This is a genomic window from Paenibacillus glufosinatiresistens, assembly GCF_031470375.1.
GTDB classification, from domain to species: Bacteria; Bacillota; Bacilli; order Paenibacillales; family Paenibacillaceae; genus Paenibacillus_AQ; species Paenibacillus_AQ glufosinatiresistens.
The window spans coordinates 408588-421116 of record NZ_JAVFHT010000001.1; the positions used below are offsets into that span (position 1 = coordinate 408588).

General features: G+C 59.8%; 10 protein-coding genes. 7 read left to right on the top strand and 3 right to left on the bottom strand.

Features of this window, described 5'->3' with window-relative positions; translation table 11 throughout:
• Positions 1-759, bottom strand: a complete 759-nt coding sequence (locus tag RBI05_RS01795; RefSeq protein WP_150458319.1) for a threonine/serine exporter family protein — start codon at positions 757-759, stop codon at positions 1-3.
• A gap of 179 nt (positions 760-938) precedes the next feature.
• Between RBI05_RS01795 and RBI05_RS01800 the strand changes: the two genes are divergently transcribed.
• From RBI05_RS01800 to RBI05_RS01825, 6 genes are all read left to right on the top strand, one after another.
• Positions 939-3167 carry a chemotaxis protein CheA gene (locus tag RBI05_RS01800; protein WP_150458320.1) on the top strand — a complete coding sequence of 743 codons (2229 nt, stop codon included), beginning with the start codon at positions 939-941 and terminating at the stop codon, positions 3165-3167.
• 5 nt (positions 3168-3172) lie between these two features.
• Positions 3173-3676 (top strand): chemotaxis protein CheW, encoded by a 504-nt coding sequence (locus RBI05_RS01805; protein ID WP_223879861.1) that lies wholly within the window; start codon positions 3173-3175, stop codon positions 3674-3676.
• Positions 3673-5394, top strand: a complete 1722-nt coding sequence (locus RBI05_RS01810) for a HAMP domain-containing methyl-accepting chemotaxis protein (protein WP_310549915.1) — start codon at positions 3673-3675, stop codon at positions 5392-5394. The genes RBI05_RS01805 and RBI05_RS01810 overlap by 4 nt, the downstream gene beginning before the upstream one ends.
• A gap of 3 nt (positions 5395-5397) precedes the next feature.
• Positions 5398-6216, top strand: coding sequence for a CheR family methyltransferase (locus RBI05_RS01815; protein WP_310549916.1), 819 nt, complete (start codon positions 5398-5400; stop codon positions 6214-6216).
• A gap of 35 nt (positions 6217-6251) precedes the next feature.
• Positions 6252-7319: a chemotaxis-specific protein-glutamate methyltransferase CheB gene (gene cheB / locus RBI05_RS01820; RefSeq protein WP_310549917.1), complete on the top strand. Its 1068-nt coding sequence runs from the start codon at positions 6252-6254 to the stop codon at positions 7317-7319.
• Between the two features lie 205 nt (positions 7320-7524).
• Positions 7525-7725 carry a hypothetical protein gene (locus RBI05_RS01825; RefSeq protein ID WP_150458325.1) on the top strand — a complete coding sequence of 67 codons (201 nt, stop codon included), beginning with the start codon at positions 7525-7527 and terminating at the stop codon, positions 7723-7725.
• A gap of 111 nt (positions 7726-7836) precedes the next feature.
• Here the strand turns inward: RBI05_RS01825 and RBI05_RS01830 are convergent, their stop codons facing one another.
• Together RBI05_RS01830 and RBI05_RS01835 are read right to left on the bottom strand one after the other, a co-directional pair.
• Complete coding sequence (locus tag RBI05_RS01830; protein WP_310549918.1) at positions 7837-10272, bottom strand: GH36-type glycosyl hydrolase domain-containing protein; 2436 nt, start codon at positions 10270-10272, stop codon at positions 7837-7839.
• Positions 10273-10470: 198 nt separating this feature from the next.
• Positions 10471-11544, bottom strand: a complete 1074-nt coding sequence (locus RBI05_RS01835; protein WP_310549919.1) for a LacI family DNA-binding transcriptional regulator — start codon at positions 11542-11544, stop codon at positions 10471-10473.
• Positions 11545-11759: 215 nt separating this feature from the next.
• Between RBI05_RS01835 and RBI05_RS01840 the strand changes: the two genes are divergently transcribed.
• Entirely contained in the window at positions 11760-12404 is a 645-nt protein-coding gene (locus RBI05_RS01840; RefSeq protein ID WP_310549920.1) for a YdhK family protein, read from the top strand.
• Positions 12405-12529 lie beyond the last annotated feature (125 nt).

Sequence of the window (12529 nt, forward strand, 5' to 3'; positions counted from 1 at the left end):
TTATAAGAAAGACAGAACTAGTCCGATGCCTGTCCCGATGGCAAAGGCGGTCAGAAAAGCCTCGGCGCCCTTGGACAGGCCCGAGATTAAATGACCGGCCATCAGATCCCGGACCGCGTTCGTAATCAGCAGTCCCGGTACAAGCGGCATCACCGACCCGATAATGATCTTGTCGATCTCGCTGCCCGCCCCCCAATAGACCAGCGCATAGGCCAGCAGTCCGATCAGCAGAGCGGCCGAGAATTCGGCAAAAAACTTGACCTGGACCAGCCGGTGCAGCCAGGTTGCGGCAGCAAAGCCGGCGCCGGAGACAAGCAGCGCCGCCGCGGCGTCGTCCAGTCCTCCGTTGAACATCACGGTGAAGCAGCCGCCGGTTGCGGCGCCTGCGAGGACCTGCAGCCACAGCGGATAGATATGGCCGTCGTCATCGACGGCATTTAGCGCCTGCAGCGCCTCCTCCGAGGAAATCTGCCGCTGGCTGAGCTTGCGCGAGATGTCGTTGACCCGGGTTACTTTCTCCAGATCGGTGGTTCGTTCCTCAATGCGGTACAGTCTGACCGGCTCCGTCCGGTTAATGGTGAACATAATGACCGTCGGCGTGACATAGCTGTGTGCGCCCGGGAAGCCGAGCGCTGCGGCCATGCGTGTCATGGTATCCTCCACCCGGTAGGTCTCCGCTCCGTTCTGGAGCATGATTTTACCTGCCAAAAGGCATAAATCCACGATCTCTGCATTCAATTGCTGTCGTTCCCTTCCCATCGTTGTGATATATCCGATTGTCGCCTTCCGGCGCCAAAAAGGCAAGTCCCGGGGATGAATATGTCAATTTGAAAAAATTTTAATAAAAGTATTTCAAAATCAAACCAAATGTTCGATATACCATATGAATGGACGTCTATACTTAATATGTTAAATTACCATCAGGAAGGGAACTGCCAATGACTGACTATAGTCCGGGCGAATCGCTGCTGGATCTATTTCTGTTCGAGACGGAGCAATCGCTGCAGCAGTTGGAAGAATCCATTCTGGCTTGCGAGCGCAACGGCGGATTTGCTCCTGACGACATTCATTTGATTTTTCGCATCATGCACACCATCAAGGGGTCTGCCGCAGTCATGGGTTTCAATCAAATTTCGCTTCTGGCCCATGCTATGGAAGACCAGTTCTATTATATGCGGGAGCAGGGAGCTTCGGCTTGCTGCGATTGCAGCAGACTGTCGGACCTGATTCTGCAGAGCGGGGACTTCATCCGGCTTGAGCTTATCAAAATCCGCGGCGGCGATCAGGCCGACGGCGAGGCGGCGGAACTGATTGACGCCATTCACGCTTTCCTTCAGGACATGAAGGAAGGGGACAAACGCCGGATCGAAGAGCCGGTTGCCTCCTCCGCAAGCGCTGCGGCGGAGATTGCCGCAGGCGACCCGGAGCAGGAGGAGCAGACGGAAGCGTGCGGTCTCCCGTCGCCGGGACATTACCGCATCGAAGTCCGTTATGCCCCCGATTGCGAAATGGCCAACATCCGGGCCTTTATTCTGGTGCGTGAACTGACGGAGTATCTCTCCTGCCAATGCCGGTATTCACCGGCGGATATTGCCGAGAATCCGGACAGCAGCGAAGTCATTCTTCGGGAAGGCTTCCATCTGGAGCTGGAGACGGACGTAGGGGCGGAATGCGTGGAGTCACTGATTCTGGGCATGCCGTTTGTCGAACGGGTCGCTATCCGTGCTCACGAAGCCGCTGCCCCGGTGAAGGAAACGGCGGCTGAACTGCCGGCGATGCCGGCTGCGGGTCCGGTGCCGGAATTCCCGGCGGAACCGGCGCCTTCCGGGAATGCGGCGGGTCGGCCGACGATAGGTATGCCGGTATCCGCCCCCGGCGAGGCTGCGCCGTTACCGGCTGCCAAAGGTTCAACGAATCCGTCCGCGTCCCCTGCTTCTTCCCAGGCGACCGTGATGATTCAGGTTAACGTCTCGCGGCTGGACAAGCTGATGGATCTGGTCGGCGAGCTGGTTATTGCGGAGGCGATGGTCGCCGGCCAAGCCGGCCGGCTCGGCCTGGAAGAGGAATTTGAGCATTTTGTCAAAGCAACCCGTCAGCTTCGTAAAATCACCTCCGAGGTTCAGGAGACCGTCATGTCGATGCGGATGGTGCCCCTGTCGGCCACTTTCCGCAAGATGAACCGGGTTGTCCGCGACATGAACCGCAAGCTGGGCAAGGAAGCCGAGCTGGTCATCGTGGGCGAGGAGACGGAAGTCGACAAGAACGTCATTGAACATATCTCCGATCCGCTGATGCACGTGGTCCGCAACGCACTGGATCACGGGATTGAGACGCCCGAAGCCAGAAAGGCCGCCGGAAAGAGCGGAGGAGGAAAGATTACGCTGGAAGCCCGCCATGCCGGGGGCGATGTGGTAATTGCCATTCGCGATGACGGCAAAGGGCTGAACCGCGAGGCGATTCTTCGGAAGGCGTCCGCCAATGGCCTGATTGCCGGCGACCCCGCCCAAATGTGCGACAAGGATGTCTTTGCCTTTATTTTTCACCCCGGATTCTCGACGAAGGAGACGGTATCGGAATTCAGCGGCCGCGGCGTCGGGATGGATGTTGTGGTCAAGGAACTGGAGAAGATCGGGGGAACCGCTTCGGTGGACAGTATGCCCGGCGAAGGCTCCGTTATCAGCTTCCGGATTCCGCTCACGCTGGCCATTATGGACGGCATGAACGTTCGGGTCGGCGCTTCCCGCTATACGCTGCCGATCACCGCAATTGCCGAATCCTTCCGGCCGGGTCCCGGCGACGTGCTGGCCGAGCCGGGAGGCGCCGAAATGATAGTGGTGCGGGGGCAGTGCCTGCCGGTTGTGCGGATGCACCGCCTGTATGCCTCCGAACCGGACACGGAACGGATGGAGGAGGGCGTCCTGATCCGTATCGAGCAGGACGACCGCAGCTTCTGTCTGTTCGCGGACGAACTGCTCGGCCAGCAGCAGGTCGTGATCAAGGCGCTTCCGGGCTATATTCGCCGGAGCGCCCGGCGCAGCCACTTTCTGGGCTGCACCCTGCTGGGCGACGGAGGTGTCAGCCTGATCCCGGATATCGGGCGGCTGGCCGCCATGCTGCAGCCGGGCGGGAGCTGTGCCCCGACCGCAGATTTTGCCAAGAGGAGATGAGATCGTTGTCAACATGGGAGACCGTCGAGCATGAAGAAGAAGACACCCAAAGGGATAAGTACTTGATTTTCTCGCTGGACCACCAGCACTACGGGATTGATATCCAGAATGTAACCGAGATTATCGGCATCCAGCCGATTGCGGCGGTTCCCGAGCTGCCGACATATATCAAGGGCATCATCAATCTCCGGGGAACGGTCATTCCCGTTATGGATATTCGGCTGAGATTCGGAATGGAGCCGAAGGCGTACCATGACCGGACCTGCATTATTGTTGTGGAGTGCGAAGATACCATCATGGGATTGATTGTGGATCGCGTCTCCGAAGTCATCTCGATTCCGGGCGAGAATGTCATCTCGGCCCAGGACGGAGGGTTCGAGGGCGGCGGTTACGTTACGGGCGTCGGCAAGAGCGCCGGCGGAGGAATGAAAATGCTGGTAAGCTGTTCCAAGCTGCTGGATGGAGAATATATGCCTCAGAATAGACGAACGGGGGAAAACGGAGTATGAGCAAGATCTGGAACAACATGAGAATCGGCGTAAAGCTGGTATGCAGTTTTGTCGTAGTAGCCCTGCTTGCAGCGGTTGTCGGCGGCGTCGGGATTGTCAATCTCAAGAAGGTGGACCGCAATTATACGGAGCTTTATCAGGATTACGGGATTTCACTCGGCTACATCGGCAAGGTAGGAATGGATTTCCATGCGATCCGGACGATCACCCGCGATATTATTATTGATCACCCGAACCGGGATTTGACCAAGCTGAAGAGCCGGATTCAGGAACTCGACAGCCGGATTGCGGAGAATCTGGCGCTGTTCGAGGGAAGCATACATTCGGACTCAACGCGGGCGACGCTGGAGGAATTGAAGAAGTCCTTAAGCGAATACAACGGAGTCCGCGACAAAGCGATCTCCTATGAGGAAGCCGGCCAGCCGGAGCAGGCGCTGAAGGAACTCTACGGAAACGGGTCGGTGCCCGTGACCGACGCCACCGAGGCGATTGACGCCCTGTTCGCCACCAAGCAGGACACAGGGATGAAGAAGTCCGACCAATATTCCAATGAGAGCAACACCGCTATTACGACCATGTTCATCGTGCTGGTAGCGGCTGTCGTGCTGGCGGTCCTGCTCGGCGTGCTGATCTCCCGGATGATCGGCAGACCGATCCGCCAAATGCTGCATGCGGCGGACCGGATTGCGGACGGCGACCTGGATGTGGAAATTTCTTTTAACAGCACCGATGAAATCGGCATGCTGGCCGCTGCCTTCCGCCGGATGTCAACAAATCTGGATGAAGTCATGTCCAATATCCGTTCGGCTTCGGAGCAGGTGGGAGCCGGCTCGCAGCAGATGGCCGAGTCCAGCCTGGCCCTGTCGCAAGGAGCGGCCGAGCAGGCCAGCGCCATCGAGCAGCTAACGGCATCTATTGAGGAGATTTCCGCCCAGACGACGCAGAATGCGCGCAATGCGGAGCAGGTGAACGGTCTGACGCGCGGTGCTATGGACAATGCCGAGCAGGGCAACGCCCAGATGCGCGATATGCTCGCGGCTATGGAAGAGATCAATGAATCGTCGGGCAGCATTTCCAAAATCATCAAGGCGATCGATGAAATCGCCTTCCAGACGAACATTCTGGCCCTGAACGCCGCTGTGGAAGCTGCCCGGGCCGGCCAGCACGGCAAAGGCTTCGCCGTCGTAGCCGAAGAGGTCCGCAACCTGGCCGCCCGCTCGGCCAACGCAGCGAAGGAGACGACGGCCCTCATTGAGAACTCGGTCAAGAAATCCGAACAGGGCACACGCATCGCGGCGGATACCGCCGCCGCGCTCGAACGGATTGTCACCGATATTGCCGGTGTTGCGGCGATCATGGGTGAAGTAACTCTGGCTTCTGCCGAACAGGCGGCCGGCATTACGCAGATCAATCAGGGCGTGAACCAATTGTCCGAAGTGGTTCAGCTCAACTCGGCCACTTCCGAGGAGAGCGCCGCTGCCAGCGAAGAGCTGGCCGGCCAGGCGGAGCTGCTGCGCGAACAGATGGAGCGCTTCCGGCTCAAGGGCGAGAAGGACCGGTATGCCGTCCGACCGCAATCCGGCGGAGGCGACCTCCGGTTCGCCGAACGCGGCCGCCGGGGCGGAACGCGTCCGGCTGGACGGGCAAAGCAGGCATCCGGAGCCGAGTCTCTGACCATTGCGCTCGGTGAAGGCGACTCCGGCAAGTACGGGCTGTAAGCCATGACGCCTATGAGCGACCGGGAGTTCCGCATGCTGTCGGATTTCATCCGCAAGCGAAGCGGAATTGAACTGAAGCCGGAGAAGCGGGCCATGCTGGCCGGCCGGCTTCAGCAGCGATTGTCGGCGCGCGGTCTGGATCGTTATGTGGATTACTACCATATCGTGAGCTCCGGGGACGAGGCGGAGATCAGCCGGATGCTGGATTGCGTAACGACCAATTACACGTATTTCATGCGGGAGAAGGAGCATTTCGGCTTCTTCCGGGAGACGGTTCTGCCCGAGGCGATTGCCCGGGCCCAGGACCGCGATCTCCGCGTCTGGAGCGCCGCCTGCGCCACCGGCGAAGAGCCGTATACGCTGGCGATGCTGATCGACGAGCATTTTGCCGGAATGAAGAAGGGATGGGATACCCGGCTTCTGGCGACCGACATTTCCCGGCAGGCGCTTGCGGCGGCACAGGCGGGAATGTACGGGGAGGAACGGATCGAAGAACTGCCCGAACGCTGGAAGAAGCGTTATTTTCAGCCCGCCGGAGCCGGTCAGTACCGGCTGAATGACCGGCTGCGCGCCGAAGTGGTCTTCCGCCAGTTGAACCTGACGGCAGGCGAGTTTCCGTTCAAGCGCCGTTTTCATGCGATCTTTTGCCGCAATGTAATGATCTATTTCGACGCCCGGGTTCGGCGGGCGCTGATCGGCCGGCTGGCCGACTGGCTGGAGCCCGGCGGCTATCTGTTCGTCGGCCATTCGGAGTCGCTGGTTGAGGGACACCCGGGCCTGCGTTATGTGAAGCCGTCGGTCTACCGCAAGCTGGGCTCATAGATTTATGGCTGCTGCAAATAGAAAGGATCTGGATCATGAACCGAAATGCCAAAATACGGGTGCTGCTGGTAGATGATTCCCCGCTGTTCCGGGAATTTCTGCGCCGCGGACTGGAGAGCGATGCGGCCATTGAGGTGGCCGCCCTGGCGGCGGACCCTTTTGAGGCGCGGGATGCCATCCTGCGCGTCAGACCCGATGCGATGGTCTGCGATGTACAGATGCCCCGCATGGACGGAATTGAGTTCATCCGCAGACTGCTGCCGCAGTACAGCATGCCCGTCATTGTGGTCAGCAGTCTGCCGGAAGCCGTGCTGGATGCGCTGAATGCCGGAGCGATTGATTTTGTGGTCAAGCCCGACCCCGGCTCGCCGGGCAGCCGGACCCGATTTCTGGAGCAGCTGATTGTCAAGGTGAAGAACGCCCCGGCAGCTCGCGTGCTTCTGCCGCAGGGCCCGGAGAAGCGGACGGCTGCGGTTCGACCGGCCTCTGCGCCGCTTGCCGCGCCGGGTACGGGCATATCCGCTGAAGCCGGAGAAAGGCTGATTGCCATCGGCGCTTCAACCGGAGGGACCGAAGCTATCGCCGCTCTGCTGAAAGGCCTTCCTCCTTCACTTCCGGGGATCGTGGTTGTGCAGCATTTCCCGCCGAATTTCTCGGCCATGTATGCCGAACGGCTGGACCGGCTGCTTCCCTGGAAGGTGAAGGAGGCGGCGGGCGGCGAAGCCATCGTTCCCGGCACCGTGCTGATCGCTCCGGCCGAGCGGCATCTGGCCGTCCGCAAGCTGGGCGGCGGTTTCCGCACGGAGCTGATTCAAGGCGAGCGGACCAGCGGGCATTGTCCGTCCGTAGACCGGCTGTTCGATTCGGTTGCCCGGGCGGCCGGGGAGCGCGCCGTCGGCATCCTGCTAACCGGAATGGGCTACGACGGGGCCAAGGGCCTGCTCGCCATGCGGCGCAGGGGCGCGCGCACCATCGGCCAGGACGAGGCTTCATCGGTTGTGTACGGCATGCCGAAGGCTGCCTACGAACTCGGAGCCGTCGAGAAACAAGGCTCTCCGGCTACCATTCCGGGGCTGCTGCTGTCGCTGCTTGGCAGACCTTGAACCTTGAACACCCAATGAACCCGTGCCGGGATGGCGCGGGTTCATTGGCATTCTTTGGAATGAAAGCGGGATATTCATCGACTTCTTGGAATAACACAGCCTTATAAAAAACCGATCCGAAACGGGTCTGCCGAACTTGATTTGCGAACAAATGTTTGCCATAATAAGATTATGAATGCAAACACTTGTTCTGGAGGCGAGGCAGATGCCGGTCAAATATATCGGGCGGACAGTAGAAGTCATCTACATGGACGGAAGCGGCAAATTGACCCAGCGGCGCATTGAAGTGCGGGGAATTCGGGGCGGACTTGTGCATGCCGTCTGCCTCGTGAGCGGCAGCCCGCGGACCTTCCGGGAGGACCGGATTCTGGCCTGCCGGCCGGTGAGCGGAGCGCGGGCGTCTTAGGGCCGGTTGGCCCGGGAAACAAGAATAAGCACCAGACCAAGGGTATCCCTTGGCTGGTGCCTTTGCATTGTGCAGGAATGCGGGTACATGGAACTCTTAGGGTGTGGGGCTTCAGCCCAGCACGACTACGACTTGGTGTTCGCCGCCGTCCATCACCGGTTTGATGACATTGCCCTCTACAGGCGCTCCGTTAAGCGTCAGACTGGCTACGCCTTTGCTGACATGATTCGGGTTCTGAATGTCGATGACATAGGTGTCGCCGCGGAAGACGCGGGTAATGCGGAAGCCGTCCCATTCGGATGGAATGCATGGATCGACCTTCAGACCGTCGTAGTCCGGCTGAATGCCGAGAATCGACTGGGTGATCGCCACATAGTTCCAGGCGGCCGTTCCGGTCAGCCAGGAGTTCTTGGCTTCGCCGTGGCGCACCGCGTCGCGGCCTGCGATCATCTGCGAGTATACATAAGGCTCGGTGCGGTGAATGTCGCTGATCTCCTCCAGGTAGGCCGGAGCAATCTTCGCATACACCTCGAAGGCGCGGTCGCCGTGGCCCAGCACGGTTTCGGCGATCATGATCCACGGGTTGTTGTGGCAGAAGATACCGGCGTTCTCCTTGTAGCCCGGCGGATAGGTCGAGATCTCGCCCAGGTTCAAATAATACTTCGAGTAGGCTGGCTGCTGAAGCACAATGCCATACTTCGTATCCAGCCGTTCCTGGGTGGAAGCCAGCGCCTTGGCGGCGCTTCCGTCTTCTACGCCGATGCCGGCCATGACGCACATGCCCTGCGGTTCGATGAAGATCTGGCCTTCTTCGTTCTCCTTGCTACCGATCTTCTCGCCGTAATGGTCATAGGCGCGCAAGAACCAGTCTCCGTCGAAGCCGTGGGTCAGGGTCGTCTCGGTCATGGCCGCAATCGCCTTCTCTGCGGCGTCGGCCAGCTCATTCTCGCCGCGGGTACGGCAGAGGGAGACATAGTCCGGGCCTGCGAAGACGAACAGACCGGCGATAAAGACGGATTCGGCCACCCGGCCTTCGATATTGGCAGTCGTCTGGAACGATTCGCCCGGCTCCTTGGAGAAGCAGTTCAGGTTCAGGCAGTCGTTCCAGTCGGCGCGTCCGATCAGCGGCAGGCCATGCGGACCGAGGTTGTTCGTGACATGCTCGAAGGATACCTTCAGATGCTGGAACAGCGTTGCGGCGTTGTCCGGGTTGCTGTCGAAGGTGACCCTTTCATCGAGAATGCTGAAGTCGCCGGTCTCCTTGATGTAGGCGGCAGTACCCACGATCAACCAGAGCGGATCGTCGTTGAAGCCGGTGCCGACTTCGTTGTTGCCTTTCTTGGTGAGCGGCTGATACTGGTGATAGGCGCTGCCGTCCTCGAACTGGGTGGCGGCGATATCGAGAATGCGCTCTCTGGCGCGTTCCGGAATCTGATGCACGAAGCCGAGCAGGTCCTGGTTGGAGTCGCGGAAGCCCATGCCCCGGCCGATGCCGGATTCAAAATACGAAGCCGAACGCGACATATTGAACGTCACCATGCACTGATACGGGTTCCAGATGTTGACCATCCGGTTCAGCTTCTCGTCGCCGCTGTCGATCTGGTACTTGGATAGCAGGCTGTCCCAATGGGCTGCGAGTTCTTTCAAGGCGGCGTCTACGGCTTCGTCGGTGGAGAAGCGGGAGAGCACTTCCAGCGCCGGCGCTTTGTTGATGACGCTCGGAGCGGCCCATTTGTCTTCTTCCGGAAGCTCGGCGTAGCCCAGCACAAAGATGTAGCTGCGCTCTTCGCCCGGAGCAAGGTCGATGTCCAGCTGATGGCTGCCGATCGGCGACCAGCCGCTGGCAACCGAATTGGTGGCCTGACCGGCGGCGACGGCCTGCGGCGCATCCGTGCCGTTATAGAGACCGATGAACGATTCGCGGTCTGTGTCGAAGCCGGCGACCGGCGCGTTAACGGAATAGTACGCGTAGTGGTTGCGGCGCTCGCGGTACTCGGTTTTGTGATAAATCACAGAGCCTTCGACTTCGACTTCGCCCGTGCTGAAATTGCGCTGGAAGTTGGTCATATCGTCCTGAGCGTTCCAGAGGCAGAACTCGGCAAAAGAGAACAGCTTCACCGACTTCGCTTCGGTTCCCGTATTCTTGACCGTCAGCTTGTGGACTTCAATATTCTCGCCCATCGGCACGAACGCCAGCATATTGACCGAAATCCCGTTGCGTTCGCCGGTAATCGAGGTGTAGCCCAGGCCATGGCGGCATTCATAGAAATCCAGGTCGCGCTTCACCGGCATCCAGCCCGGCGTCCAGAAGTCGCCCCCGTCGTACAGGTAATAGTAACGGCCGTTGGAATCCAGCGGCACGTTGTTGTAACGGTAGCGGGTCAGGCGGCGGAGCCGGGCGTCGCGGTAGAACGTGTAGCCGCCGGCGGTATTGGAGATCAGGCCGAAGAACTGTTCGTTACCCAGGTAGTTGATCCACGGATAAGGCGTCTGCGGAGTGGTAATGACATATTCTTTGCGTTGGTCGTCAAAAGAACCGAATTTCATGGATAATTGCTCCTTTCGGATTGTGAACGCGCGTTTATAGGGGGCAAAAAATGATTCTCCCGTCTGTCTTCCGCCTGCGCGGTTAACGGGAGAAAAGCGGACAGGCGGCTGCCGGGACAACCGGCGCCGCCTCCCGGCTGCTGCGGTCTTCGCCCGGAGGCTCTGCCGCAGCAGATCCCCGGGCGGCTGGGCTGAACGTCAGTGCAAGCCGTTCTGCCGGGGAGCCGGGGCGCCGCAGGACTCTCTGACGACCAGGCGGGACGGGAAACTGACGGTGCTGAAGGTCGGCTGCGCCGAGTCGCACAGCTCCAGCACCTTCTCGACGGCCGCCTTGGACATGTCGTAGATCGGCAGCCGGACGGAGCTCAGCTTGGGGCTGATGCCGGAAGCGAGCGGAATATCGTCGAAGCCGATCAGCGACATATCGCCGGGAACCGACAGGCCGTTCGCGGCCAGCGCTTCCATGGCGGAGATCGCCATGTCGTCGCTCGCGCAGAACAGCGCGGTCGGACGCGGGCCTCCGGCAGTAAGCATGGCCTCGACCGCCCGGTAGGCCTCACGCTTCAGGAATTCGCCCTGAAGGACCCAGGCCGGCTCAATCGGCAATCCGTGCCGGTTCAGCACATCCCGGTACGCCAGGAAGCGCTCGCGCCCGGAGTAGGTATTGTCGCGGCCGCACAGCATGCCGATGTCCCGGTGACCGAGAGCGATCAGCGACTCCACCGCCTCGGCCGCGCCTTCATAGTCCTTGGAATTGACGACCGCCAGATGTCCCCGGTCCAGACGCTCGGCCATGATCTCGGAGATATCATAGTCGATCAGTACAACCGGCGCCTCCAGCTCCGCCATCTCGCGGACCATGCCGACGTCTTTCTGGGTGCCGACGAGAATGCCTCCGTCGATCCGCTTCTGGGCGAAGGCGGTCTTGACCTTCTGGAAATCGTCCGGCGAGTAGACGGTATGAATCAGCACATAGCAGCCGCGTGCATTCGCCGTATCGACGACGGCGTCGACGAACGGAGCGAAATAGCTGTTCTGGTAGATGCGATCCGCACCGGGCCGTTCGTTCATGCTGATGGCGAACAGACCGATCGTATCCGTCTTCTTGCCGGCCAGCGCCCGGGCGAAGCTGTTGGGCTCGTAGTGATGCTGCTGAATGACCCTCAGCACCTTGGCCCGTGTCTCCTCCGGCACGTTGGCATAATTGTTGATAACACGGGATACCGTGCTGCGGGAGACTCCCGCAAGCTTGGCAATATCTTCGCTGCGCATAGCTCCCCCTTGAACCGGCGGGTTCGGCCCGGAAGAGCTGCAGGCCGTCGCCGTTATATTGTAAACGCGCGTTTATGCTTCTATCATAAAATGAAAACGGTTAAAAAGCAAGGACGCAGAAAAGGCGCCGGTTCTCTGTTTTTGATTGATATATACCCCTATTGGGTATAATGAAGAAGAATGAACCCAACACCGAGTTAAGGGAGAGAAGCGAGATGAAGAGAAGAATGCAACCGGGCAAGGCCAAGCAGGCGGCGCTTGTGCTCGGAGCAACGGCCGTTCTGGCATTGAGCGGCTGTTCGGGGAACGGGAACAACCATAACGGCAATGGAGGGGCCAGCGCCGCTCCCGCTGCGAGCCCCGCGGCCGGGGCGCACGCCGGCCATTCTCCGGCGGCGACGGATATGGCGGGTATGACGGGTATGGCGGAGCACGGGACTTCCGGCGAGATTCCCGCCGGTCTCCAGGATGCTGCGTCTCCGAAATTTCCGGTAGGCAGCCAGGTCGTCATCAAGGACGGCCATATGCCGGGGATGAAGGGGGCAGCCGCGACCGTATCGGGCGCTTTTGACACCACGGTCTATGCAATCTCCTACCAGCCTACGACCGGGGGAGAGCGCATAACCAACCACAAATGGATCATTCAGCAGGAGATTGAGAACGCCGGAACCGAGGATATCCAGCCGGGTAAAGAAATCACCATTAAAGCCGACCATATGCCGGGCATGATGGGCGCCAAAGCGGTCGTCGATTCCTTCAAGCACACGGTGGTCTACATGGTGGACTATACGCCGACTACCGGCGGGGAACCGGTGAAGGGGCATCAATGGGTGACCGAGGATGAACTGGAGGCCCGGTGAGAAGATGAATAAGGATGGAACCAGGGTATAAAAAAGAAGGGAGCGCCCCTGGAGCGCTCCCTTTTCTTTTGGACCCCTATCCTTGTCAGGCTTCAAGTTCCCCTCCGGCCGCCCTCCGGCTGCTG